The organism is Flavobacterium sp. (assembly GCF_040382755.1).
Lineage (GTDB): Bacteria > Bacteroidota > Bacteroidia > Flavobacteriales > Flavobacteriaceae > Flavobacterium.
The window spans coordinates 1-25,328 of record NZ_JBEIET010000001.1 but is presented as its reverse complement, the minus strand read 5'-3'; the positions used below and the strand labels follow the sequence as shown (position 1 = coordinate 25,328).

The window sequence follows — 25,328 nt, the reverse complement described above, 5'->3', positions numbered from 1 at the left end:
TTCTAATTGCTTTTTTTTATGATTTAATGAAATAATTATACTTTAACTGTCCAACCAAACGTGTCGTCTGCTAATTTGTATTGTATATTATTTAATTTTTCTTTTAAACTTAAAGCGAATGAATTTTCTAATTTAGGTAATTCAAAATATTCTTCTTTATAACAGAAACCAACAATTGGATTAATAACTGCAGCAGTTCCAGCACCGAAAATTTCTTTCAAGGTACCATTTTTTGCAGCAGCAACTAATTCTTCTACTAAAACAGGACGTACTTCAGTGTTTATATTATCTCTTTTTGCAATATCTAAAACAGATTTTCTGGTTACACCATCTAAAATTCGTTCCGAAGTAGGAGCAGTTAATAAGTTATCTCCAATTCTGAAAAATACATTCATCGTACCTGCTTCTTCTAATTTTGTATGTGTGGCGTCGTCAGTCCAAATAATTTGTTGATAGCCTAAATCATTTGCTAATTTTGTTGGATAAAATTGTGCTGAATAATTTCCAGCTGCTTTTGCTGCACCAATTCCACCATTTGCCGCACGACTATAATGTTCTGCAATAATCACTTTAACTTCGCCAGAATAATAAGATTTTGCAGGCGATAAAATTATCATAAAACGATATTGTGTAGACGGTTGCGCAATTACACCGCTACCAATTGCTATCATAAACGGTCTAATGTATAATGAATTCCCATTTCCAAACTTTACCCAATCTCTATCTAAATTCAATAACGATTTTAATCCGTCAATAAAAATTTCTTCAGGAACTTCGGGCATTGCCATACGAACAGCACTTTTATTAAATCGCGTATGATTTTCATCTGGGCGAAACATCCATACATCGTTTTTAGCATCTTTATAGGCTTTCATTCCTTCAAAAATAGCTTGTCCGTAATGAAACACTTTGGCAGAAGGGTCAATTGTAAATGGTTCGTATGCTTTAATTACAGGTGTTTCCCAAGCTCCATTTTTAAAATCACAAATTAACATATGATCTGTAAACGTATTTCCGAAGGTTAGGTTTTCAAAATCTACTTCATTAATTTTTGAAGTAGGGTTTTTTATGATTTTAATCTCGTTTGTAATGCTACTCATTATATGTCTTATGTGTAAGTTCCCCAAATTTTTTACAAATTTATTAAATAAAATATTGTTGAAGATTCATTTTTTGAATAATTATTAACAAAGTTTCGTATTAATGATTAATTTTGTTTTTTTATTTCACTAAACAATTCATAAATTATGAAGAAACTACTTATTCTATTATCTGTATTTATAATAGCTATTTCCTGCAATAAAAAGGAAACTAAAATAGCAGCTAAACCTGTATTTGCATCTTTTGGAGCTAAAATTACAGAAGAAAGTGCCCTTACTAAAGAAGTAGTATTAGAAAAATACAAAACCTTAAAGCCAGGTGATACTATTGAAGTAAAAGTAGCTTCAAAAATTAATGAAATTTGTCAAAACAAAGGGTGTTGGATGACTTTAGATTTAGGAAATGATGAAACAGCATTTGTTAAGTTTAAAGATTATGGTTTTTTTGTACCTATGAATGCTCAAAAAAGAGAAACTATTATTGAAGGTAAAGCGTTTGTTGAAGAAACTTCTGTTGCAGAATTAAAGCATTATGCAGAAGACGAAGGAAAAACTCCAGAAGAAATCGCAAAAATTATAGCACCAAAAACGGAATACAAATTTTTAGCTCACGGCGTTTTAATATCTAAGTAATGAAATATTTTGTACTAATTTTATCCGTTTTATTTATAAGTTGTAATCAGAATAAAACGGAAGAAGAAAATTCAACTTGTGAAAAACCAAAAGCCGATTTTGAAATGTATGAAGCATCTGAAATGGCGACTTTAATGGAACAAATGTATGTACATAACAAACAACTTCGTGAAAAAATAATTAAAAAAGATTCATTAGGAGAAATGCCTAAATATTTCTTGAAGATTTCTGAAGCTACAATGACTAAAGGAAAAGATAGAGACGATTTTTTTAATACTAAATCTGGATTTTTCTTAAAAACACAATCGGAAGTTTACAATTCTAAAAACACTAAGGAAAGTTTTAACACAATGGTAGATGCCTGTATCAGTTGCCACGAAGTGAAATGTGGCGGACCTATAGCAAGAATAAAAACATTATACATAAAGTAAATGAAATCAAAATATTAAACCAGAATGAATTCTGGTTTTTTTATTTTTATTCCGATTGACAAAAGTTATAAATTCCTTAAAATTTAATTTATTTAATTCACAAGTGTAACTTTTTTGTAATTTTATAGAAATATAAAAATTATGAAAAATATATTTATTATTTTATTGGCATTTAGTTTTATTTCGTGCAACAGTCAAAATAAAAATGCAGAACAAGTAAAATCGACTTCAAAAAAAGATACTATGGATTTTAAAATTGTAAAAACAGATGCAGAATGGAAAGCACAACTTTCACCAGAAGCCTATACTGTTTTAAGAGAAAAAGGAACCGAACGTCCTTACACCGGTGAATACGACAAACATTTCGAAAAAGGGATGTATGTGTGTGCTGCTTGTGAAAATCCGTTATTTACATCAGATACTAAATTTGATTCACATTGTGGATGGCCTTCTTTTGATGAAGCAATTAAAGGTGCAACCATATATCATAAAGATACCTCGTATGGTATGATTCGTACGGAAGTAATGTGTGCAAAATGTGGAGGCCATTTAGGTCATGTTTTTGATGACGGACCTCAAGAAACCACAGGGCAGCGTTATTGTACGAATTCGGTTTCAATAAAGTTTTTACCTGCTAAATAATTCTTTACATAGCAATTTAAAAACAACTAAAACTAAATTTTCTCATTCTAATATATAATTTTATCTTCGCATCTGCGTTATTACAGAATAACAGAAACATGCTAAGAAAACTTTTACCGATATTTATTGTCTTTGTTTCGCCTATTTATGCACAAGTAGGAGGACAGTCGGTATATCAGTTTTTAAATTTAGTTCAATCGCCAAGACAAGCCGCTTTAGGTGGAAAAACGGTAACTATTGTAGATTACGACGTAAATCAAGCCATTTTCAATCCTGCAACTATAAACCCAAAAATGCACAATCAATTGGCTACCAGTTATAGTAATTATTTTGGTGAAGTCACCTATGGTACTGCAAACTATGCTTATACGTGGGACAGACATGTGCAAACTTTTCATATTGGTGCGAATTATGTAAACTACGGAAATTTTGATGGGTATGACGAAGTAGGAAATACTACAAACAGCTTTACAGGATCAGAAGGTGCTTTGTCGTTTGGGTATTCTTATAATCTGCCATGGACGAATTTTTATGCAGGAACTAATGTAAAATTAATTACGTCAGCATTAGAATCTTATAATTCATTTGGTGTGGCGACAGATATTGGATTTTTATATATTGATGATAAAAATGATATTAATTACGGATTATCATTTAGAAATATTGGTTATCAAATTACGCCTTATGAAACTACGAGAGAAAAACTGCCTTTTGAAATTACAGCAGGAATTTCACAGTTAGTTGAAAATGTACCTATTAGATGGCACCTAACTTTTGAGAATTTGCAACAATGGAATATTGCTTTTGCAAATCCGAATAGAGCAAAAAGTAGTTTAGATGGTTCTTCCGAAGGCGAAAAGGTATCGTTTTTTAATAATGCGTTACGTCACGTAATACTAGGAGCGGAGTTATTTCCAGAAAAAGCGTTTAATATTCGTTTAGGATATAATTTTCGTCGTGGACAAGAATTAAATATTATAGATCAAAGAAATTTTTCTGGAATTTCAGCAGGTTTTAGTTTGCGATTTAATAAAGTACGATTTGATTTTTCACATTCACGTTATACGGTTGCAGCAAATTCGAGTATCTTTGGTTTAATGATTAATCTAGATTAATAGGGTTAAAGGTTTTGGGTAAAAGGCAAAGGGAAAACAAATGTTTAAAATATGAAAAAAATTACCATAGCAATAGACGGATTTTCGTCGACAGGAAAAAGTACATTAGCCAAACAAATTGCTAAAGAACTTGGTTATATTTATGTAGATACCGGTGCAATGTATCGTGCGGTAACGTATTTTGCTATGCAACATAATTTTGTTACTGATACGCATTTAGATGCTGAAGAATTAATAAAAAATCTTTCAAATATTACGTTGCAATTTCATTTTAATGAAACATTAGGATTTGCTGAAATGTTTTTAAATAATGAAAACATTGAACAAGCCATTCGTACTATTGAAGTCTCACGTTTAGTAAGTAAAATTGCTGAAATATCTGAAGTTCGATCTAAATTAGTGGAACAGCAACAAAAAATGGGACAAAATAATGGTATCGTTATGGACGGTCGTGATATAGGAACCGTTGTTTTTCCGAATGCCGATTTAAAACTATTTATGACTGCAAGTTCACAAACCAAAGCCCAACGCCGTTTCGATGAATTACTTGAAAAAGGGCAACGGGTAACGTTTGAAGAAGTGCTTCAAAACGTTCAAGAACGAGATTATATTGATACGCACAGAGAAGATTCACCATTAGTAAAAGCTGAAGATGCTATTGAAATTGACAATTCAGACTTGACTAAAAAAGAACAATTTGAATTGGTGATGGAGTTGGTGAATGAGAAGTTAGAAGAGTAATGTTATAAAATAATAAATAATTTTAAAATTAAATAAAGATGAAAAAAGTCATTATAAATTGTTTTGCTATTTTGTTTTTTATTCAAATTAGTCATTCACAAAGTGTTCAATTTGGTATAAAAGCTGGTGCGAATTATGCAAATGTTACGGGTTCAAAAATAAATACAAATGCTATTGTAAATTATCATGCGGGCATTGTAGCGAAAATTGGGCTAACAAAAGGTTTGTCATTTCAACCGGAATTGCTTTATACTACTCAAGGAGCTTCGTACGAGACAGCACTTGCTGATTATAAAAATGAGTTGGGATATATCGTTATACCTGCAATGCTCCAAATTCACCTTTCTAAAAGCATAACACTAGATATGGGTCCACAAGTGGGTTTCTTATTAAATGAAAAAAATAATTTTGATGTTCAAAAATCCAACACATTTGATGCTTCAGCAAATGCAGGTTTAGGATTGAAAATTACGAATTCTATTTTTGCTCAAGCTAGATATTGTGTAGGCTTAACAAAATTACAACCCAATTCAGACATTAAAAACAATGTAGTGCAACTTTCTTTAGGAATATTGTTTTAATTGCAGTCACTTTTTCCTACAAATTATTTGTATTTATCAAAAAAATAGTATCTTTGCACACCTTTTGGCGGAGTAGAGTTTTCAATTGGTAATCAAATATTTATGTAAATCACTGTTGTTGTTTTAACCTGCACAATAAAACTCAAAAAAAACACAACATACAAATTAAACACGCATGTCTGAATTAAACAAAGACCAAGAGTCGTTTTTAGCAGATTTCAACTGGCATAATTATGCTGAAGGAATTGACCCTATTGACGCAAGTAACCTTCAAGAATTTGAAGATTTAGTATCAAAAACATTCATCTCAACTTCTGACGAAGAAGTAGTAGAAGGAGTAGTTGTAAGAATCACTGACAGAGATGTTATTGTTGATATCAACGCTAAATCTGAAGGAGTTATTTCTTTAAACGAATTCCGTTACAATCCATCTTTAAAAGTGGGTGACAAAGTGGAAGTATTAATTGATATCCGTGAGGATAAAACAGGTCAATTAGTATTATCTCACAAAAAAGCAAGAACAATCAAAGCATGGGATAGAGTTATTTCTGCTAACGAAACTGGAGAAATTGTTAACGGTTTTGTTAAATGTAGAACTAAAGGTGGAATGATTGTTGATGTATTTGGTATTGAAGCTTTCTTACCAGGTTCTCAAATTGATGTGAAACCAATCCGTGATTACGATCAATACGTAAACAAAACTATGGAATTTAAAGTTGTGAAAATTAATCACGAATTTAAAAACGTAGTTGTTTCTCATAAAGCGCTTATCGAAGCTGATATCGAAGTTCAGAAAAAAGAAATCATCGGTCAATTAGAAAAAGGACAAGTATTAGAAGGTGTAGTTAAAAACATTACTTCTTATGGTGTGTTCATTGACTTAGGTGGTGTAGATGGATTAATCCATATTACAGACTTATCTTGGTCTCGTATCAATCATCCAAGCGAAGTATTAGAATTAGATCAAAAATTAAATGTTGTAATTTTAGATTTCGATGACGAGAAAACAAGAATTCAATTAGGTTTAAAACAATTAAACGCTCATCCATGGGATGCTTTATCAGCTGAATTAAATGTTGGTGACAAAGTAAAAGGTAAAGTAGTTGTTTTAGCTGATTACGGTGCTTTCATTGAAGTAGCTGAAGGAGTTGAAGGATTAATTCACGTTTCTGAAATGTCTTGGTCTACACATTTACGTTCTGCTCAAGATTTCGTTAAAGTTGGTGATACTGTAGATGCAGTTATCTTAACTTTAGATAGAGATGATAGAAAAATGTCATTAGGTATTAAACAAATGACACAAGATCCATGGACAGGAATTACTGAGAAATATCCAGTAGGTTCTAAACATACAGGAATTGTAAGAAACTTTACTAACTTCGGAATTTTCGTAGAATTAGAAGAAGGAATTGATGGTTTAGTTTATATTTCTGATTTATCTTGGACTAAAAAAATCAAACATCCATCAGAATTTGTTAACGTTGGTGACAAATTAGATGTTGTAGTTTTAGAATTAGATGTTGAAGCTCGTAAATTATCTTTAGGTCACAAACAAACTTTAGATAATCCTTGGGACAAACACGAAGCTGCTTATGCAGTAGGTACAGTTCACACTGGTACTGTTTCTGAAATTGTTGATAAAGGTGCTACTGTAGAATTTTCTGAAGACGTTCAAGGATTTGTTCCAACGCGTCATTTAGAAAAAGAAGATGGTAAAAAATTGAAAAAAGGTGATTCAATTGAATTTAAAGTTATCGAATTTAACAAAGAATTCAAAAGAATTGTTGCTTCACATACTGCTACTTTCAGAGAAGAAGAAGAGAAAAACTTCAAAGCTGCTTCAAACGAATCTAGCAATAACAATGTAGCTTCATCTTCAAACAATGCTGAAAAATCTACTTTAGGAGATATCGATGCATTAATGGAGTTAAAAGCAAAAATGGAAAAATCAGAGAAAAAATAATTTTCTAATTTTATACAAAAACAATCCCAATCAGAAATGGTTGGGATTTTTTTATTAATACAATCAAACGTTATGTTTAAAGATATCGACTTCAAAAGAGCACTGCAAGAATTACCAGAAAAGGAGAAAGACAAACTTATTTTAAGATTGTTACGACGAGATTTGGATTTAGCAGAAAAATTATATTTTGAGTTGGTAGACACCGATTCTATAGAAGACAAACGAAAAATAATGGAAATAAATATTTCTAAACAAATTCATCGTTTTTCTGAAAATTTTCACTCATTAGATTATATAGCAATTGAAATGCGTAACATCAGCGGAAAAATTTCGCATCACGTGAAAATTACAAAAGATAAGTTTGGAGAAATTAGTTTGAATTTACAAATGCTAAATGAAGTTATTGAGCAAAATGCCTTTTCATTAACACATTCAAAACCACAAAAATCTACTAAATTTTATAATTATGTAATTGTTCGAGCTTTTAAAATTTTACTTTTAAATCAGGCACTTCACGAAGATTTTCTTTTGGATTTTAAAGAAGATTTGAATAGGTTAGGAGTCAATATTTCTAAGGACAAGATGCTTTTAAAATCGGCAAACTATAACAGTTTAGATATCAACTGGATTTTAGAGGCAGAAATACCAGAAAATATTCTTCAAATTCATAAAGAAATAAAAGCGGTAGGTTTTTTAAAATAGAAATAACGCTGAGATTCGCAGAGAAAGTACAGAGCTTCACAAAAATAAATTATTAAATAATAAGTTGTCAATCTGAACTTGTTTCAGATTCTATATTGTTTAGATTCTGAAACAAGTTCAGAATTTCAGAATGGACAAAAAAAATCCTTTTAAGTTTTAAATTAAAAGGATTTATATATTCTATTATAATTATTTTATCTTAAAACCGCTTCAAATTTTGTTTCGAAATTGCTTTGTAATTTATTCATAATTTTATCAATCTGAACATCTGTTAGTGTGTTTGAGGTATCTTGTAAAACAAAACTTAAGGCATACGATTTTTTCCCTTCTGGTAGGTTTTTCCCTTCGTACACATCAAATAAGTTGATATTTTTCAATAACGATTTTTCCGTTTGTTTTGCCATTACATATAACTCTTCAAAAGTTACAGATTGATTTACTAATAGCGCTAAATCTCTTCTTACTTCTGGGAATTTAGGAATATCAACTAATTTTATTTTATTTGAAACATATTTTTGAATGGCATCCCAATTTACATCTCCATAAAACACATCTTGTTTGATGTCGAATTGTTTTAAAACTGATTTTTTAATGGTTCCTAATTCGACAATCACTTCATTTCCAATAGCGAAACCCATTCCTTCAGCAAAAACATCATGAGTAACAGGAACCGTTTTAACTTTCGTATCGATATTTAATTTTGACAAAATAGCAGTAATATATCCTTTAAATAAAAAGAAATCGCTTGGTTTTTGAGCAACATTCCAGTTTTCAGAAGTTGCATTTCCAGACATTGTAATGGTCAAATGCTTTTTTTCTGAATATTTTCCTTCTATACTATGGTATGTTTTTCCAAATTCAAATAATTTTAAATCTGAATTTCTTCTATTAATATTATAAGAAACCGCTTCTAAAGCTGAAAACAATAATGATTGACGCATTACAGATAAATCATTACTTAATGGATTTAACATCGTAACGGTTTCCTCTGAAAGAATTTGTTCTGAATAGGCGATGTAACTCGAAGTTGTTAAAGAATTGGCCATCATTTCATTAAATCCTAATGAACACAATTGATTAGCAATTATATTTTGCACTTTAAATTCTTCTGTTCTTGAAGAATTTGAAACCGATGCATTAATTTTATTAGGGATTTTAATGTTGTTATAACCAAAAACTCTAAGAATTTCTTCAATAACATCAACTTCTCTTTGCACATCTACACGGTACGGAGGAATATTTAAACCTAAACCAGCATCAGAAATACTATTGATTTTAATATCTAATGAAGCTAAAATATTTTTAATGGTTTCTTTTTTAAGTTCTTCACCAATAAGTTTATTTACTTTTTCAAAAGATAGAAAAACATTAAAATCTTCTATCTTTTTAGGATAAATGTCAATTAAATCTGAAGTAATTTCGCCACCTGCAACTTCTTGGATTAACAAAGCAGCACGTTTTAACGCATAGTCTGTTATTTGTGGATCAATTCCTCTTTCAAATCGGAATGACGCATCCGTTGATAAAGTATGTCTTTTTGCCGTTTTTCTTACAGAAACAGGATTAAAATAAGCGCTTTCTAAGAAAATATTAGTTGTAGTTTCCGTTACTCCAGAATTGGCACCACCAAAAACACCAGCCATACAAATAGGTCCAGATTCATCGCAAATCATTAAATCTTCCTCATGTAATGCACGCTCTATACCATCTAAAGTTGTGAATTTTGTATCGGCTGAAACTGTTTTTACAATAATTTTATTACCACTAATTTTATTGGCGTCAAAAGCGTGTAAAGGTTGCCCTAATTCGTGTAATACATAATTTGTTACGTCAACAATATTGTTTTTTGGAGTAAGTCCAATTGCTTTTAATCGGTTTTGTAACCAACTTGGTGAAGGTTTTACTGTAATTCCTGAAATAGTTACACCAGCATATCGAGGCGCTAATTTAACATCTTCAACTTTTACATCTATTTTTAAGGTTCTTTTATCTACTTTAAATTTACTTACAGAAGGTGTAATAAATTCAGTAGTTACGTTTGATTGTAATAAACCTGCTTTTAAATCACGAGCAACTCCCATATGACTCATGGCATCTGCACGATTTGGAGTTAATCCAATTTCAAAAACTTCATCTACTTCAATGTTAAAAACTTTACTTGCTGGAGTTCCTGGTTTTAAATCATCAGCTAAAATCATAATTCCATCATGACTAGTGCCTAAACCTATTTCGTCTTCGGCACAAATCATTCCGTGGCTTTCTTGCCCTCTAATTTTTCCTTTCTTTATTTCAAAAGCGTTTCCTTCTTTATCATATAATTTTGTTCCAATAGTAGCTACAGGTACTTTTTGACCTGCCGCAACATTGCTGGCTCCACAAACTATTTGTACTGGTGGATTTCCGTCACCTAAATCTACGGTTGTAATTTTTAACTTATCGGCATCAGGATGTTTTTCACAAGTTAATACATGTCCAACTACAATACCTTTCAGGCCGCCGGTAACACTTTCAAATGCTTCAACAACTTCAACTTCTAAACCTAAATCGGTAAGTAAAGCGGCTGTTTCATCTGATTTCCAGTCTATTTTAATAAATTGTTTTAGCCAATTATAAGAAATACGCATGTTTCGAAATTTTAATAAGATTGCAAAGATAAGTATTTGATTAGAATTTAAAAGTAATTTTTGTACTTCATACAGAATTTATTGGTAAAATATTTTTCCCTAAAATTCAATTTGAAACATATTGTTTTTGTAATTTTGTATTTCGTTTTATAAAAATCAAAATGGAAAAAGGTCATCATGGCTTGCACAAACTTTCTGCAGCCGGTTTACTAGTTACGCTAGGTATTATTTATGGAGATATTGGAACTTCTCCTTTGTATGTTCTTAATGCAATTATTGGAAAAAATCCTATAGATTCAGATATCATAAAAGGAGCTATTTCTTGTATTTTTTGGACATTAACACTTCAGACCACAATAAAATATGTAATTCTAACGCTTCGAGCGGATAATAATGGAGAAGGTGGTATCTTTTCGTTATACGCTTTAATTAGAAAAGCCAAAATTAAATGGTTGTTGTTTCCTGCCATAATTGGAGGTTGTACGTTATTAGCGGATGGTATAATTACACCGCCCATTTCTGTTTCATCAGCAATAGAAGGAGTAAAGACAATGTACCCAAGTTTTGAAGAAAAATATATAATGTACATTGTAATTTTAATTCTGACGTTGTTATTTGCTATACAACAGTTTGGAACTAAATTTATTGGGAAGTTTTTTGGACCTGTAATGTTCGTATGGTTTGCTATGCTTGGTGGTTTAGGTTTAATCCAAACGATTAATAATGTTGATATTCTATCTGCTTTAAATCCGTATTATGCTTATAAGCTTCTTTCAATTCACGGAGGTTATTTATATTTAGGTGCTGTATTTTTATGTACAACAGGGGCAGAGGCCTTGTATTCAGATTTGGGACATTGTGGAAAAGAAAATATTAGAATTAGTTGGATTTTTGTAAAAGCAACTTTAATTTTAAATTATTTAGGTCAAGGCGCTTGGTTAATTCAGCATGATGGTCAAACTTTAGTACAAGCTGGAATTACAAATCCTTTTTACGGAGTAATGCCAGAATGGTTTTTACCTTTCGGAATTGCAATAGCTACTTTAGCAGCAATTGTAGCGTCACAAGCATTGATTAGTGGATCATTTACTTTAATTAATGAAGCCATTCGTTTGAATTTTTGGCCAAAAGTTAAAATAAAATATCCAACAGAATTACGCGGACAATTATATATTCCGTCTTTAAATTGGTTACTATGGGCAGGTTGTATTTTTATTGTACTTTACTTTGAAAAAGCGGCTGCAATGGAAGCGGCATATGGTTTGGCAATTGTTTTAACGATGTTAATGACAACCACATTGCTGAATTTTTATATGATAATTAAAAGATATAATAGAACCTTTATTTGGGTAATTGTAATCACGTATTTAATTATAGAATTGGCCTTCTTATATGCTTGTATGCATAAATTTGGCGAAGGTGGATACATTACTTTAATTATTGCATTTGTATTATTTGCCGTAATGACATGTTGGTATTTTGCAAGAAAAATTAGAAACAGATTTGTAGAATTTGTGAAATTAGATAAATATTTACCTGTTTTAGAAGATTTAAGTAGAGATGAATCTATTGCAAAATACGCTACAAATTTAGTGTATTTAACAAGTGCGGATAACCGATACGAAATTGAATCTAAAATTATTTACTCTATTATTAATAATAGTCCGAAACGTGCTGATATTTATTGGTTTGCTCACGTACATGTTGTAGATGAACCGTATACAATGGAATACAGAGTTTGCGAATTTATTCATGATGATGTTATCCGTGTCGATTTTAGATTAGGATTTAGAGTTGCACCAAAATTCAATAAAATGTTTGCTCAAGTTGTAAAAGACATGCAAAAAAGGGGAGAAGTAGATTTAATAAGTAGATATACTTCTTTGCATAAACATAAAATTATTAGCGATTTCAGATTTGTATTAATAGAAAAATTCATGTCGTATGACAATGCTTTGCCTTTCTATGAAAAACTGATTTTAGACGGCTATAATGTATTGAAAAAATTAGGCTTATCGGAAGAAAAAGCATTTGGTTTAGATCCAGGTTCGGTTACTATTGAGAAGTTTCCGTTAAAAATTTCAGAGACGAAAGCATTAAAATTAACAAGAATAGATTAAAATAAAAAAGCCAGAATATTAGTCCTGGCTTTTTTATTAAATCACTTTTTTAATCACTCTTAGTTTGTGAGTATGTCTTCCTGTATCTACATTATAAATACCTAAATGGTCAATTCTGTCAATTCTAACTTTTCCTGAAGCGTGAATGATATAATTGTTCTCCATCATAATTCCAACATGAATTATATTTCCTTCATCGTTATCAAAAAAAGCCAAATCTCCAGGCTCACTTTCTTCAATAAAGCTTAATGCTTCTCCTTGAATTGCTTGTTGTGAGGCATCTCTTGAAAGGGTATACCCGTTAAGTTTATACACCATTTGTGTAAAACCTGAACAATCAATTCCAAAAGGCGTTTTTCCACCCCATAAATAAGGCGCGTTTAAATATAAATAAGCTGTTTTTAGAATATTATCTTTGGATTTTATGCCGCATTCTTTTTGACCTTCAAATTGATAATTCGACGTATTAATTTCGTTATTATCTAAAAAATTTAAGCTACTACCTAATGGAATAGGCATAAGTTGATTCGAATCATAAGAAATAAAATCAATTAATTCGCCGTTTAAAACCGTTTCTGATTTTTCTAAAATAAGGTATTGGTTTTCTGTAATCTTTTGAAATTGTTTGATATCTATCCAACCTTCATAAGTATCGAATGTAGTTTGAATTTTTGTCCACTTAGGTGTAGATTCTGTAATCTTGAATGTGTCGCCAAATAGCAATTGTGAAACCATTTCGCTTTTATCGCTGGCTTCACTTCGTATGGGTACAATTCCTAAATTACAAATTCCAAACATGCCGTTATAATTTATGCTCTTTCAATAACAATTGCAGAAGCACCACCACCACCATTACAGATAGCTGCAGCACCAATTTTTGCATTGTTTTGCTCAAGTACATTTATTAATGTTACGATAATTCTTGCACCAGAACATCCTAATGGATGACCTAATGAAACAGCACCTCCATTAACATTTATTTTATCATTATCTAATCCTAAAATTTTAGCATTAGCTAAGCCTACAACTGAAAAAGCTTCATTAAACTCAAAAAAGTCAACATCCGAAAGGGTTATTCCAGCTTTGTCTAATGCTTTTGGTAATGCTTTTGCAGGCGCCGTTGTGAACCATTTAGGCTCCTGTGCCGCATCTGCGTATGATTTAATGAATGCTAAAGGTTTTAAACCTAATTCATTTGCTTTTTCTTCACTCATTAATACCAATGCAGCAGCACCGTCATTAATAGTTGAAGCATTTGCCGCAGTAACTGTTCCTTCTTTTGTAAAAACAGCAGCTAAAGTAGGTATACGATCTAATTTTACATTAGTGTATTCTTCGTCTTTAGAAACTATTATTGGATCTCCTTTTCTTTGTGGTACTTCAACAGGAACAATTTCGGCATCAAATTTACCAGCATCCCAAGCAGAAGCTGAACGTGTGTAAGATTGAATGGCAAAATTATCTTGTTCTTCACGAGAAATACTATGTTCTGTAGCACATAAATCAGCTGAAACACCCATAGCATTCCCATCATAAGCATCAATAAGCCCATCTTTTTGCATCCCATCCACAAAAGTTGTAGGACCAAACTTTACGCCATTTCTTAAATGTGCATAATGTGGAATTAAACTCATGTTTTCCATACCACCAGCCACAATAATTTCTGCATCTCCAGCCATAATTGCTTGAGCGCCTTGCATTACTGCTTTCATTCCAGATGCACAAACTTTATTTATAGTGGTACATATTACTTCATTAGATAATCCAGCAAATAATGCAGCCTGACGAGCAGGTGCTTGACCATTACCAGCCTGAACCACATTACCCATTATTACTTCGTCTACTAAAGAAGGGTTTAAATTTATTTTATTTAAAGCACCTTTAATCGCTGCTGCTCCTAATTTAGTTGCAGGTACACTTGATAATGCGCCCATAAAACTTCCAATTGGCGTTCTCACAGCGGATACAATTACTACTTTTTTATTCATTTTGTTTCAATTTTGTTTTGCGAAAGTAACAAAATTTTACCAAATTTTAAACAATTTATTGCTTTTTTAATGAGATATAATAGACATTCAAAAGAAAAAATGAATAGAAGTCCAATATGATTTTTTCTGTATGATGTTGATATTTAGCAGGTTTGTTTTAAATTTAAAAATTATACTATTTTTTAATTGGAAATAAAAGAATGTTATCCTATATTTGCAACCGCAAAAAAGGATAATTCTTTGCGGAATTAATAGGAGAGGTGCCGGAGTGGTAACGGAGCAGATTGCTAATCTGTCGACGGGTGACTGTCGCCAGGGTTCGAGTCCCTGTCTCTCCGCTTTTTTTCGGGGTGTAGCGTAGCCCGGTTATCGCGCCTGCTTTGGGAGCAGGAGGCCGCAGGTTCGAATCCTGCCACCCCGACAAAAATAGGCTAACTCGATAGAATCGGGACAAGCCCCCGACAACATTTGGTTGTCAAAAGTATAAAAATTTAGGTTGCGTAGCTCAGCTGGATAGAGCAACTCACTTCTAATGAGTAGGTCCCAGGTTCGAATCCTGGCGCGATCACAAAAAAACCTCGATAGTTATATCGAGGTTTTTTGTTTTAAAAACTAACTTGTCTTAAAATGGTTTTGCCAAATGGGATAAGTCTAATATTTTCTATTTGATTGGTTGTTTTATTTTTGGCATTCAAAATAATTTGACCATTATTCAAGGAAGCTTGATTTTCTTCAATAAATTCAAAACGATTGGTATTAATTGGCTTATAGGTTAAATCATTAAAATTAGTGAAATACGATTTTCCTCTTTGCTCAATAGCATCGATGGGTTTTGCATAAAACAATGCGCCGTAGCTAAAGTATTTCTCTTGATTTGCATCTACTTTAATTTGAATTTCGGTTTTAAATTCAATTTGAATTTTATCCTCATTTTCAAATTTTCTATCAATAACTATGAAATCATTTTCCAAAACATAGCTTTCATTAGTTATAACTTTACTAGCCCATGCTGGTTTTCTAATTTTGATTATAGGTTGCGCATAAGTAGGATTTGAAATCTTGAAAGTAAATTTATTCTCATATGGATATTCGGTAATTGTTTCAATTTTAATGAATTGATTTTGAATTTTTGTTTCTACAGAATTAGGCATTAAAAGCACATTTACAAGCGTATTTTCGTTTTCTTTTAGCCATGATTTTTCAATGAAATAAGGAGTAATTCTACCAGCATTGGGATTGCAACAAACAGCTACATCTTGATGTGCGGGCGAATATTTGTATCTGGTTTGATTTCGGTTAGGCTCCACTTCACCATTTTTTGTACCCATCATTTCATACGAATTGTCGGTCTTTAAATAAGCAATACAAGAATGATTCGGGTTTCTAGAACCTTGAGCTGCATTGTAGAAAATAGTCTCTATGACTTCTGCCGTTTTAGGATTTCCTTGCTTTTGTAATAAAACGGTATAACTGTCTAATAATTCATGTAACGAACAATATTCATAACCTGTATGGGTTGCATCTGCAGTTCTTTCGGCAATCCATTCATCGCCAATAGCCCCACCTGTTAGTGTTGTGGTGTTCTCAATTCGTTGAATGTAAATCTCCAATGCTTTTTGTAATTCAGTATTTTTATCAGCATAAGTGGCAACTAATAATGGACGTAAATGCTCGTAGGTATGCACACCATGCGATTGTAACTTGTAGTTTGGATTTAAAATATTGTTCAATTGAACGTCTTTTTCGGATTGATAGGTTTTGCTAAAATCCAAAAATAAAAATAGGGCATAGTCTGCATATTTTGTATCGCCTGTGATTTGATACATTTTATCTAAAACATCGGTAAACGTTAATCCGTGTGATACGCCACCATTAAATGCTTTGCCTGATTCAAACGGACTTGATTTACCTATTGGATAATTTGTCATTACATTATCTACAGCTTTCACAATAGCATTCCATACTTTTTTGTCTTTTGAATACTCATAATACGCCAGTAAACCACGATACATAGTAGCTTTTGACCATAACTCGCCATTTTCAGAGTTGAATTGGTAACGTAATTCTTTATCGTAAATGCCAATATAACCGTCTTCATCTTGCGATTTCAAAACTTTTTGAACATATTGTTCTACTTTTTTAAGCCCTGCTTTGTCATTCAATAGGATTACATTTCGAATGTACCCATCCCACCAATTGGATTGTGTTTCGCTGTTCCACCATTTGTATTGTTCGCTACCTTCTGCATCACCTTCTTTATTGTTCCCTAAATCTTTAACCGTACTATTTTTGTGAAGTCTTCCAGAGCTATAAATGGGGTCATTGATTAAGTCAGGGACCAATTTATCCAAATTGCCCACAAAACCATCAACATCTTTTTGCATTTGTGTCTTCAGCCAGCCAGTTGGCTTGATGCTTCCAAAAGGTAGTATTTGATATTTTTCAGCCACTTTATTTTGGTTTTGACCATGTATTGTCAAAGAGAATAAAGTCAAAATTAGTAGTGTTTTATGAATATTTCTCATAATTAGTATTGATTTGTCATTTGAAAAATAAGTGTTCCGCCATTTATAATATCCGAATAGTTTATAATTGGTTTATTTAATTCTTTATTATTAAGTTTTTGAGTGTTTGAATAACTATTATCTTCAGAAAAATTAGATGTACTTATAGTAAATTTTTTATTATTTTTTAAATGGATTGTTGCGTTTTTGACTTGAGGCACTCCCAAAACAAACTCGCCATTGGCAGGATTTACAGGATAAAAACCTAGCGTAGACAAAATATACCAAGCCGACATTTGTCCGCAATCGTCATTTCCTATCATTCCATCTGGTGTATTATTGTGAAATTCGTTGATAATTTTATGAATGTATTTTTGTCCCACTTTTGGTGTATCGGAAAAAGCATATAAATACACTATATGATGACTCGGTTCGTTACCATGAGCATATTGTCCAATCATGGCTTCTTGTCCTAAAAATTTATTTGGATTGACACTTTCAATGGTAAAAAAATCATTTAATTTTTTGGTGAAAGCCGATGTTCCTCCCAATAGATTTTTCATACCCTTTACATCATATTGCGCTGGAGTCCAAAAGTATTGCCAAGCATTGGCTTCGGTATAATCGCCTGGATTGTTCATGGGTGAGGTAGCTGTCAAAGGGTCAAATGGCGTTCTCCAATTGCCATTGGTATCTTTACCTCGAAAGAGTTGGGTTGATGTGTCAAATAGATTTTTGTAGAAATTAGCTCTTTTAGTGAAATTTGAATAGGTTGCTTTATCGTTCAATTTTTCAGCCATTTCGGCTACACACCAATCGTCATAGCCACTTTCTAACGTTCTTGAAACCGCTTCATTATCTAATTTATCAAAGGGATAATAGCCATATTGATTATACAATTCCCAATCGGAATTAATGTGACTTTTGGCTGAAGTTTCAATCATAGCTTTGAATGCTTCGTTTTTATCAAAACCCATAAATCCATTAGTATAAGCCGATAAAATCATCGGTATTGCGTGATTGCCAATCATACAATAATTATCTTGTCCCCAAGCCGTCCAAATAGGTAAAAATCCAGCGGCTTTGTGATGTAATAATAAGGTATTTATAATTCCATCAATTTTTTCAGGCGCAATAATTTGCAACAACGGAAAAGCACCTCTGTAAATATCCCAAATAGATAAAGTGGAGTAATATTCCTTATTTGTAGCATTATTGATTGCATCATTAGCGCCGCGATAGTTGCCATCTACATCGGCAATATTTGAGGGTTGTAATAATAAATGGTATAGCGAAGTATAAAAGATTTCTTTTTGTTTTTGAGGTGCTTCGAAGTCAATTCGGTTGAGATAATCATTCCAAACTTTCTCGGCATTTAGTTTTACTTTTTCAAAGTTCCAATGCAGTATCTCAGATTTCAAGTTCAATTGTGCACCTTCAATACTAACAGTAGATAATGCAATTTTCGTAAGTAAAATTTTATTATCCGATAAATCAAAATCAATTTTAAATATCGGTGCATTTTGCTTTTTACCTTTCGGAAGCTCTTGTATTGCAGAAAAAGGACTATCAAAATGTATCGTAAAAAAATATTTTTTGGTTACCCAACCTTTGGTTTTACAATACCCTGAAATCGTTGTATTGTTTTCAATTTTAATATCATTCTCTAACACCAAACTATCGTTTAAAAATTGAATTCCGTGTTGAAAATCCAACAACAATTGCGCTTGTTTGTTAGGATAAGTATATTTATGAAAAGCTACTCTTTCTGAACACGTTAATTCTACTTTAATACCATCTTTCTTAGTTAAAGTGTAATAACCAACACTCGATTTTTCTGAGTCTTTATGATAACTATTCTTGTATTTTATTTTATTTTGATTGAACGGCAATAAAAGAATATTACCCATTTCGCCAATTCCTGTGCCACTAAAACGCATTTGTGAAAAACCTAAAAGTAACGTGTCTTTGTATTGATAGCCGCTCGTGTGATTCCAACCTTCAATTGAATTGTCAGGTCCCGGTTGCACCATTCCAAAAGGCATAGAAGGGCCTGGGAACGTATGGCCTGTTCCATCAGTTCCTATAAAAGTATTTACAAACTTGGCATTGTTTTGAGCATTTACACCTAAAATAGTAAGCAAAAACAATATACAATAATTGATTTTTTTTATTTCCATAAAGTATCCATTTGTTCGAGGGTTTTATTCTTGGTTTCAGGCACTTTTTTCCAAACAAAAAATAATGAAAATAAGCAAATTACAGAAAACAAATAAAATGGAAATGCACCATTAAAATGATCTTTCAACCATTGGTTTTCAACTAAAGTAGGAAAAAATTGAGTTACCACAAAATTTGCCACCCATTGAATGAAAACACTAATAGCCAAAGCTAAACTTCTTATTTTAGTTGGAAAAATTTCAGATAATAATACCCATACAATTGGACCCCAAGAAATACTAAAAGCGCCCATAAATAGCAATAAGAATGGTAAGACCCAATTACCAACAGCATCAAAATAAATGAAAAGACCAACCGCAGCTAAGGCAATAGTCATACCGATAGAACCGATGTAAAGCAGTGGTTTTCGACCCATTTTATCTACTAATTTAATGGCAAACAAAGTGAAAATTAAATTCACAACACCTAGAATACTGGTTTCTAACAGCGAAACATCGGTAGAACTTCCTAAGCTTTTAAAGATTTCTGGAGCATAATACAATATGGCATTAATTCCGGTTAATTGCTGTAAAATAGAAAGTCCGATACCTACAAAAAGTGCTTTTTTAAACATAGGACTACCTAAATGTTTCCATTGATTTTTATCTTCCTGATGTAATGAATTTTCAATTTCAGATTGAACTTGAGCTACCTCTTCAGCCGTATTTAATTTTTGAAGAATTGCAATAGCTTTGCTGGTTTCACCTTTTTGAAACAACCATCTAGGACTTTCTGGAATTAGAAAAATAAAAAATAGAAATAGGAGCGAAGGAATAATTTCAGAGCCAAACATCCATCGCCAACCGATATTCAAATTCCAATTGGCATCACCCTGTAATGCGATAAAGTAATTTACAAAATAGACCACCACAATACCAATTACAATAGCCAATTGATAGTTTCCTACTAAGGCGCCGCGTCGTTTAGGCGGTGCAATTTCGGCAATATACATAGGTACAACCATAGAGGCAATTCCAACACCAATTCCACCAACAATACGAAATAGTACAAACATCGTAAACGAAGTAGGGAAGGCCGTTCCGACAGAATTTAGAATGAAAAGTATCGCTGTAATGAGCATGGTTACTTTTCGTCCAAACGTATCGCTTAAAAAATCGGAGAAAAAAGCACCAATTAAACAACCCACCAATGCGCTAGAAATTGCCCAACCTGTTTCAACAGGCGATAAATGGAAAAATTCGGTTAAATTTCCGATAGCACCAGATATAACGGCTGTATCATATCCAAATAATAAGCCACCCAATGCGGCGCTTAATGCTATAAAAAGAATGTAGTTTTTGTTATTTTTAGCCATATGATTTAAAGATTTTGTTGTAAATAGTTTTTCATTTGAAGGTTTATTTCCCATTGATTAGAAAGCGGTTTCTTAGTAAATGGTTCTTGAGGCATATAGGGAAAAGGTCCAAACTCTGGAGTAATGGTGCAAATTGCACTTTTTTTATTCTTTTGAATAGCTATAATTTCTTTCCACCAACTTAAATACTGCTCTAAATAGGTTTTCCATTCTGGCGCAAACGGATTGTTTACTTGCGGACTTTGTTCAAAACCAATACGTGCATGAATGTGTTTAATATTTGAGTATATTTTAGAAAGCAAATCGTATTGATCGTGTAAATCACTTTCCGAAACTACAGAAAAATGTGAAAAATCGGCTATTAAATTTATTTTTGGAAAAATATCCAAGTAACTAACTAATGTTTTTAAATGAAATGAAAATCGCCCTCGATGAATTTCGTGCCAAATAGGTATTCCAGAAACTCTTGTAAGTTTATTGCAGATTTCAATGATTTTACAATTATCACTAAAATCAAAAAAATCTTTTCCGGTGTGAGAATTAATATAATTTGGTTTTAATTGGATTAAAAATTCTAAACGTTGTGTAATTCTATCAATATATTCGTTAACTGTTTCTTTTTTATTAGGGAGCACTTGTTGGGCTATGAAAATAAAATTAGGGTTTATAGTATTTCTGATGCGTTCTAATTCAGCATTAAATTCCGCGATAAAATGTTCATCATCAGGAAAATTAATTTCTACGCCATCGTAGCCATTTTCCAAAACATTTGATAGAAATTGTTTTGCTGAAAGATGTTCACAACCCCAAAAGGTACATATGTATTTGATTTCCATATTATTCAGCATATAATACAGGATTAATTGGCGAATTAATTATTTCACCTACTTTAGCGCCCGGACACCAAGTATTCCAATCGTGAATTTGATTTTGATTTTCAGGATTTTTTAATTTCATATCTTTATCCATATAAATTATGGTCATTACTTTTCGCATTTCGTTGGTAACATTTGCACCTGCACGATGAAAAACCCAACCCGAATGAAAACTAATTTCTCCCACGTCAAATGGTTCAATCACATGCTCAAAATCGGTTACACGTAATTTCTTCTGAATCAATTCTTCACTTTCATCACCAATTTCTAACTCGCGTCCTTCTACTATTGTGTGACTCCCAGCGCTAAATTCTAACGGACCCATTTCAAGTGGTGTAGCTTGTAACGGAATCCAAGCCGTAACCGTTTTATCAGTTTCCAATGGCCAATAATACTGATCGGCGTGCCAAGGCGTAATGCCGCCTCCTGCTTCTTTATATAAGGCTTGGTCGTGGTATAATCGAACACCATTTACTTGCATCAAATCTGATGCTATTTTTGCAATACGTTTACTGAAAATCAGTTCCTTAACAACTTCATTTTCTAACCATAAATTGAATAATTGCAAAAACGCTTTTCCATAAGTTGTTCTTTCTTCAAGTGCCGTTTGCTCTTGATTCATGATATTTACTTGCTTGGTAATCGCTTCATTGAAGAAATCAACTGCTTCTTCATTTAGCACTTCTTTCAATTTGATGTATCGATTTTTTTGGTAAAAATTAATTTGTTCTGAAGTCAATGAATACGGTTCGTTAAGAAATTCTGATATTGATTGCATTGTGTATTGAATTAAAAGTAAATATTTTATTAAAAGCTAATATTCAAAATTATTTAAACTTGTTTGTTTGATTTAACATAAAATTGTTAATTTGTAACACTATATTGAATTTTTTTTATTCATTTTTATGTTATAATGTCAATTTATTGTTATGAAAGCTATTTTAGAAGATATCAAATCAAATAAAGGAACATCAAGTTTTCATGCTTTTCGGTATCAAGTTCCCTATTTTCAGTTTAAATGGCATTATCACCCAGAATTTGAATTAACCTATATTGTAAAAGGAAAAGGGTATCGAATTGTAGGTGATTCATATGAGTATTTTACTGATGGTGATTTAGTATTACTGGGTAGTAATTTACCACATACATGGTCAGGAAAATCGAATGATGATATAGACTCTGATGCCGTTGTAATTCAGTTTTCAAATGAATTTATTGCCCCGTTTTTAGAATTAAATGAAAGTATATCAATAAAAAATATGCTTGAAAACGCAATACGAGGAATTAGTTTTGAGGCTGATGAGTCGATAGTTTCAAAAATAATTGATTTATCCACTACAAATGGTATGGATCGAATTATTAATTTGATTTCTATTTTAGATGATTTATCAAAAAAACAAACAAAACGCATCGCATCAAATACTTTTCATAACGTAGTTTCAAAGAAAAACGAAATGCGAATTAATAAAGTGTGTCTTTATATTCAAAACAATTTTAATAATAAAATTTGCTTAAAAGAAGTGGCAGACCTTGTTTATTTAACCGAAAGTAATTTTTGCAAGTTTTTTAAAAAAGCGACAGGTAAAACGTATTCCGATTATTTGAATGAATTACGAATCAATGAAGCTTGCCGATTATTGGTTCAATCCGAAAAATCAATTAATCAAATATCTTTTGATTGTGGTTTTGAAACACTGAGTTATTTCAATAGGGTTTTTTTAAATAAAAAAGGAGTGACGCCATCAAAATATAGAAACTCAAAAACAATTTAATTTATTTACTCTACTTCAGGAAAATCTCTATAGGCATAATAGTGTAATACTTCTTCTAAAGCCATTTGTAACGCTTTGTTTATGTGAACATATGTATTTCCAAGACGAAAATCTATTTGAGATAACTTCATATAATAATCTGTAAAAATAGGAACATATAATCCGTTATTTATGGCTTCGTTTGCGGCGTTATAATTATTAGTTTGTTCGTCTTTTATTATAGAACAAGTTGCCAAACGTAGTTGTGCAAATTTATCTCTTGCGGCTCCATATCCAAATAATCTGCAAACTAAACCTCGATATTTATAAGTACTACAACTTCCTAAATTTAAATTTATTTCTGAAGTTTGACTATAATTATAACAAATAGGGTTGGAGTGATTGTTTAGTTTTTCAAGTATATTTTCTGCTTCGCCTATTTTAAACAAATGAAATGCCCAAGGTAAAAATTCTAATGGAGAGGCTTCCATAGTAGGATTTGTACAGCATTTTCCACAACCGTTATTGCAAAATAATTGGGTTGTAGCGGTAAAATTGTTTAATTCGATTTCTAATGTATCGAACAACAATTCAATATCCTGAACCATTTTTTGAATTGACATTCTTTTTTTTTGCGAATTTACGTTTTAAAAAAGAATTGTCAAATCAATATACAGCAATAATGAAATGAATGTTAAGCAATATTTTTAAATCCATTCGGTAAAGGTCGATAGGCGTAATACTGCAATACTTCTTCAATGGCATATTTTAATGCTTTATTAATTGGTAAAATAATATTTCCTAAATGATAATCGATTTGAAATAAATTCATATAGTAATCCGTAAATATAGGCACAGGAAGTCCATTTTGAATCAGATTGGAAGCATTTTTGAAATTATCGACTTGTTCTGTTTTAATAATTTTACAAGTGGCTAACCGCAACTGTCCGTATTTGTCTTTGGTTGCAGCATAACCAAACAACCTACAAATTAATCCGCGATAGGGATAATTACTGCAACTTCCGTTTACTTTATCTAACAAGGTCAAGGGATTGTATATATGGCAAATACTGGAAGTTTTTATTTCTAATTCGGCTAATACTTTTTCTGCATCGCCATTTAAAAAAATATGAAACGCCCATGGTAAAAATTCCAACGGTGAGGCTTCTATATCCAATTTCGTACAACATTTACCGCAACCTGAATTACAATGTAGGTTGGTTTCTGTTTGAAGTGTGTTTATTTCTAAATCTAATTTTCTAAATAATTCTTCTACAGCTGCAACCTTAATTTCAATGGACATATTTTTTTTACGAATGTACGCTTAATAATATCCGAAAAGAGTTGATATCCTATTTATTTCTAAAATAAAAAATCTCTAACTAAAAAATAATTAGAGATTTAAAATATAATTTTAAAAACTAAATTAGTTCACAATAATTTTTTTAGTCAAATTTCCTTTTTCAGCGGTAATTTGTAAAAAATAAAATCCTTGTGGTAAATTATTTATTTTATATGTGTTTTGGTTAAATATTGGCTTACTAACTTCTTTTACTATTTGACCATTAACATTAATTAAAGTAAGTTTCGAAATGCTTTCTTCTGTAGCAATTTCAATTTCATTAGTATTTGTTGGGTTTGGGTATATCTGAACTGCTGAATCTGATATGAAACTTTGAGAAGATAAAAATACTGTTGGCCATCTGTTTTCAGCCGCAGGTCCTCCCCAAATAACAGTTGCTAAATAAGGATTGTCAATAAATGGATTTCTATTTCCTTGTGCATACGTGTTTGAAGTATTTCCATGATATGTATTTCTGTTATCTTCGTAAGCAGAAACTGGATCTTCTGCATTCCACTGCAAAAACAATTGAATCATATTTGTATCTGTTGAAACAGTTGCTCCAGTTCCAACGTTAATTGGTAAGCATTGTGAAGGATATCTTAAATACATATACATCATCATTCTTGCTACATCACCTTTCCACTCATTTCCAGGATACCAACCGCCTGTTACAGTTCC

General features: G+C 31.7%; 22 protein-coding genes and 3 tRNA genes. 13 read left to right on the top strand and 12 right to left on the bottom strand.

Going from position 1 to position 25,328, the window contains the following annotated elements; translation table 11 throughout:
* Positions 1-35 precede the first annotated feature (35 nt).
* Entirely contained in the window at positions 36-1,100 is a 1,065-nt protein-coding gene (locus tag ABWO04_RS00125) for a branched-chain amino acid aminotransferase (protein ID WP_502903955.1), read from the bottom strand.
* A gap of 147 nt (positions 1,101-1,247) precedes the next feature.
* Here ABWO04_RS00125 and ABWO04_RS00120 point away from each other — a divergent pair, with 147 nt between their 5' ends.
* From ABWO04_RS00120 to ABWO04_RS00085, 8 genes are all read left to right on the top strand, one after another.
* Positions 1,248-1,733 (top strand): DUF4920 domain-containing protein, encoded by a 486-nt coding sequence (locus tag ABWO04_RS00120; protein ID WP_353076434.1) that lies wholly within the window; start codon positions 1,248-1,250, stop codon positions 1,731-1,733.
* Entirely contained in the window at positions 1,733-2,164 is a 432-nt protein-coding gene (locus tag ABWO04_RS00115) for a hypothetical protein (RefSeq protein WP_353076433.1), read from the top strand. The genes ABWO04_RS00120 and ABWO04_RS00115 overlap by 1 nt, the downstream gene beginning before the upstream one ends.
* A 141-nt stretch (positions 2,165-2,305) precedes the next feature.
* Entirely contained in the window at positions 2,306-2,806 is a 501-nt protein-coding gene (gene msrB / locus ABWO04_RS00110; protein WP_353076432.1) for a peptide-methionine (R)-S-oxide reductase MsrB, read from the top strand.
* Between the two features lie 98 nt (positions 2,807-2,904).
* A complete protein-coding gene (porQ, locus tag ABWO04_RS00105) occupies positions 2,905-3,921 on the top strand; it encodes a type IX secretion system protein PorQ (protein WP_353076431.1) in 1,017 nt (338 codons plus the stop codon).
* A 51-nt stretch (positions 3,922-3,972) separates the two neighbouring features.
* Positions 3,973-4,662, top strand: a complete 690-nt coding sequence (gene cmk, locus ABWO04_RS00100; RefSeq protein WP_353076430.1) for a (d)CMP kinase — start codon at positions 3,973-3,975, stop codon at positions 4,660-4,662.
* A gap of 38 nt (positions 4,663-4,700) precedes the next feature.
* Positions 4,701-5,243, top strand: a complete 543-nt coding sequence (locus ABWO04_RS00095) for a porin family protein (RefSeq protein WP_353076429.1) — start codon at positions 4,701-4,703, stop codon at positions 5,241-5,243.
* 175 nt (positions 5,244-5,418) lie between these two features.
* Positions 5,419-7,206 (top strand): 30S ribosomal protein S1, encoded by a 1,788-nt coding sequence (gene rpsA, locus ABWO04_RS00090; protein ID WP_353076428.1) that lies wholly within the window; start codon positions 5,419-5,421, stop codon positions 7,204-7,206.
* A 72-nt stretch (positions 7,207-7,278) separates the two neighbouring features.
* Positions 7,279-7,908 carry a hypothetical protein gene (locus ABWO04_RS00085; protein WP_353076427.1) on the top strand — a complete coding sequence of 210 codons (630 nt, stop codon included), beginning with the start codon at positions 7,279-7,281 and terminating at the stop codon, positions 7,906-7,908.
* Positions 7,909-8,102: 194 nt separating this feature from the next.
* On the opposite strand, the gene pheT is transcribed toward ABWO04_RS00085, so the two are convergent.
* Complete coding sequence (gene pheT, locus ABWO04_RS00080) at positions 8,103-10,532, bottom strand: phenylalanine--tRNA ligase subunit beta (protein ID WP_353076426.1); 2,430 nt, start codon at positions 10,530-10,532, stop codon at positions 8,103-8,105.
* Between the two features lie 161 nt (positions 10,533-10,693).
* Between pheT and ABWO04_RS00075 the strand changes: the two genes are divergently transcribed.
* Positions 10,694-12,652 carry a KUP/HAK/KT family potassium transporter gene (locus ABWO04_RS00075; protein WP_353076425.1) on the top strand — a complete coding sequence of 653 codons (1,959 nt, stop codon included), beginning with the start codon at positions 10,694-10,696 and terminating at the stop codon, positions 12,650-12,652.
* Between the two features lie 36 nt (positions 12,653-12,688).
* Here ABWO04_RS00075 and ABWO04_RS00070 read toward each other — a convergent pair whose 3' ends face one another.
* Positions 12,689-13,450 carry an NlpC/P60 family protein gene (locus ABWO04_RS00070; RefSeq protein WP_353076424.1) on the bottom strand — a complete coding sequence of 254 codons (762 nt, stop codon included), beginning with the start codon at positions 13,448-13,450 and terminating at the stop codon, positions 12,689-12,691.
* A gap of 11 nt (positions 13,451-13,461) precedes the next feature.
* Positions 13,462-14,640 carry an acetyl-CoA C-acyltransferase gene (locus tag ABWO04_RS00065; RefSeq protein ID WP_353076423.1) on the bottom strand — a complete coding sequence of 393 codons (1,179 nt, stop codon included), beginning with the start codon at positions 14,638-14,640 and terminating at the stop codon, positions 13,462-13,464.
* A gap of 254 nt (positions 14,641-14,894) precedes the next feature.
* On the opposite strand from ABWO04_RS00065, the gene ABWO04_RS00060 reads away from it, so the two are divergent.
* From ABWO04_RS00060 to ABWO04_RS00050, 3 genes are all read left to right on the top strand, one after another.
* Positions 14,895-14,978 (top strand) — tRNA-Ser (locus ABWO04_RS00060).
* Between the two features lie 8 nt (positions 14,979-14,986).
* Positions 14,987-15,061 (top strand) — tRNA-Pro (locus tag ABWO04_RS00055).
* 73 nt (positions 15,062-15,134) lie between these two features.
* Positions 15,135-15,208 (top strand) — tRNA-Arg (locus ABWO04_RS00050).
* Positions 15,209-15,245: 37 nt separating this feature from the next.
* On the opposite strand, the gene ABWO04_RS00045 is transcribed toward ABWO04_RS00050, so the two are convergent.
* Genes ABWO04_RS00045 through ABWO04_RS00025 form a run of 5 tightly spaced genes read right to left on the bottom strand, consistent with a single transcriptional unit; the run spans position 15,246 to position 22,332 of the window.
* Positions 15,246-17,165 (bottom strand): beta-L-arabinofuranosidase domain-containing protein, encoded by a 1,920-nt coding sequence (locus tag ABWO04_RS00045; RefSeq protein ID WP_353076422.1) that lies wholly within the window; start codon positions 17,163-17,165, stop codon positions 15,246-15,248.
* 2 nt (positions 17,166-17,167) lie between these two features.
* Positions 17,168-19,324, bottom strand: a complete 2,157-nt coding sequence (locus ABWO04_RS00040; protein WP_353076421.1) for a GH92 family glycosyl hydrolase — start codon at positions 19,322-19,324, stop codon at positions 17,168-17,170.
* A complete protein-coding gene (locus ABWO04_RS00035; RefSeq protein WP_353076420.1) occupies positions 19,315-20,733 on the bottom strand; it encodes a sugar porter family MFS transporter in 1,419 nt (472 codons plus the stop codon). Before ABWO04_RS00035 ends, ABWO04_RS00040 begins: the two co-directional genes overlap by 10 nt.
* Positions 20,685-21,527 (bottom strand): sugar phosphate isomerase/epimerase family protein, encoded by an 843-nt coding sequence (locus ABWO04_RS00030; RefSeq protein ID WP_353076419.1) that lies wholly within the window; start codon positions 21,525-21,527, stop codon positions 20,685-20,687. Before ABWO04_RS00030 ends, ABWO04_RS00035 begins: the two co-directional genes overlap by 49 nt.
* Complete coding sequence (locus ABWO04_RS00025; protein WP_353076418.1) at positions 21,517-22,332, bottom strand: phytanoyl-CoA dioxygenase family protein; 816 nt, start codon at positions 22,330-22,332, stop codon at positions 21,517-21,519. The genes ABWO04_RS00030 and ABWO04_RS00025 overlap by 11 nt, the downstream gene beginning before the upstream one ends.
* Positions 22,333-22,483: 151 nt before the next feature.
* Between ABWO04_RS00025 and ABWO04_RS00020 the strand changes: the two genes are divergently transcribed.
* Positions 22,484-23,326, top strand: coding sequence for an AraC family transcriptional regulator (locus ABWO04_RS00020; RefSeq protein WP_353076417.1), 843 nt, complete (start codon positions 22,484-22,486; stop codon positions 23,324-23,326).
* 5 nt (positions 23,327-23,331) lie between these two features.
* Here ABWO04_RS00020 and ABWO04_RS00015 read toward each other — a convergent pair whose 3' ends face one another.
* The 3 genes from ABWO04_RS00015 to ABWO04_RS00005 form a co-directional block, all read right to left on the bottom strand.
* A complete protein-coding gene (locus ABWO04_RS00015; RefSeq protein WP_353076416.1) occupies positions 23,332-23,928 on the bottom strand; it encodes a YkgJ family cysteine cluster protein in 597 nt (198 codons plus the stop codon).
* Between the two features lie 71 nt (positions 23,929-23,999).
* On the bottom strand, positions 24,000-24,608 hold the full coding sequence (locus tag ABWO04_RS00010; protein WP_353076415.1) for a YkgJ family cysteine cluster protein: 609 nt from the start codon (positions 24,606-24,608) through the stop codon (positions 24,000-24,002).
* A 123-nt stretch (positions 24,609-24,731) separates the two neighbouring features.
* The coding region (locus ABWO04_RS00005; RefSeq protein WP_353076414.1) for an endonuclease at positions 24,732-25,328 on the bottom strand (597 nt) is incomplete at its 5' end.

What these genes read in the sequence shown, in the direction of transcription:
- ABWO04_RS00040 (WP_353076421.1), bottom strand. Translation starts at nt 19,324, where the DNA reads ATGGAAATAAAAAAAATCAATTATTGTATATTGTTTTTGCTTACTATT.
- ABWO04_RS00075 (WP_353076425.1), top strand. Translation starts at nt 10,694, where the DNA reads ATGGAAAAAGGTCATCATGGCTTGCACAAACTTTCTGCAGCCGGTTTA.
- ABWO04_RS00035 (WP_353076420.1), bottom strand. Translation starts at nt 20,733, where the DNA reads ATGGGAAATAAACCTTCAAATGAAAAACTATTTACAACAAAATCTTTA.
- ABWO04_RS00065 (WP_353076423.1), bottom strand. Translation starts at nt 14,640, where the DNA reads ATGAATAAAAAAGTAGTAATTGTATCCGCTGTGAGAACGCCAATTGGA.
- ABWO04_RS00070 (WP_353076424.1), bottom strand. Translation starts at nt 13,450, where the DNA reads ATGTTTGGAATTTGTAATTTAGGAATTGTACCCATACGAAGTGAAGCC.
- ABWO04_RS00115 (WP_353076433.1), top strand. Translation starts at nt 1,733, where the DNA reads ATGAAATATTTTGTACTAATTTTATCCGTTTTATTTATAAGTTGTAAT.
- ABWO04_RS00085 (WP_353076427.1), top strand. Translation starts at nt 7,279, where the DNA reads ATGTTTAAAGATATCGACTTCAAAAGAGCACTGCAAGAATTACCAGAA.
- ABWO04_RS00030 (WP_353076419.1), bottom strand. Translation starts at nt 21,527, where the DNA reads ATGCTGAATAATATGGAAATCAAATACATATGTACCTTTTGGGGTTGT.
- ABWO04_RS00015 (WP_353076416.1), bottom strand. Translation starts at nt 23,928, where the DNA reads ATGTCAATTCAAAAAATGGTTCAGGATATTGAATTGTTGTTCGATACA.
- porQ (WP_353076431.1), top strand. Translation starts at nt 2,905, where the DNA reads ATGCTAAGAAAACTTTTACCGATATTTATTGTCTTTGTTTCGCCTATT.
- ABWO04_RS00125 (WP_502903955.1), bottom strand. Translation starts at nt 1,100, where the DNA reads ATGAGTAGCATTACAAACGAGATTAAAATCATAAAAAACCCTACTTCA.
- ABWO04_RS00095 (WP_353076429.1), top strand. Translation starts at nt 4,701, where the DNA reads ATGAAAAAAGTCATTATAAATTGTTTTGCTATTTTGTTTTTTATTCAA.
- cmk (WP_353076430.1), top strand. Translation starts at nt 3,973, where the DNA reads ATGAAAAAAATTACCATAGCAATAGACGGATTTTCGTCGACAGGAAAA.
- pheT (WP_353076426.1), bottom strand. Translation starts at nt 10,532, where the DNA reads ATGCGTATTTCTTATAATTGGCTAAAACAATTTATTAAAATAGACTGG.
- ABWO04_RS00025 (WP_353076418.1), bottom strand. Translation starts at nt 22,332, where the DNA reads ATGCAATCAATATCAGAATTTCTTAACGAACCGTATTCATTGACTTCA.
- ABWO04_RS00120 (WP_353076434.1), top strand. Translation starts at nt 1,248, where the DNA reads ATGAAGAAACTACTTATTCTATTATCTGTATTTATAATAGCTATTTCC.
- ABWO04_RS00045 (WP_353076422.1), bottom strand. Translation starts at nt 17,165, where the DNA reads ATGAGAAATATTCATAAAACACTACTAATTTTGACTTTATTCTCTTTG.
- ABWO04_RS00010 (WP_353076415.1), bottom strand. Translation starts at nt 24,608, where the DNA reads ATGTCCATTGAAATTAAGGTTGCAGCTGTAGAAGAATTATTTAGAAAA.
- rpsA (WP_353076428.1), top strand. Translation starts at nt 5,419, where the DNA reads ATGTCTGAATTAAACAAAGACCAAGAGTCGTTTTTAGCAGATTTCAAC.
- msrB (WP_353076432.1), top strand. Translation starts at nt 2,306, where the DNA reads ATGAAAAATATATTTATTATTTTATTGGCATTTAGTTTTATTTCGTGC.
- ABWO04_RS00020 (WP_353076417.1), top strand. Translation starts at nt 22,484, where the DNA reads ATGAAAGCTATTTTAGAAGATATCAAATCAAATAAAGGAACATCAAGT.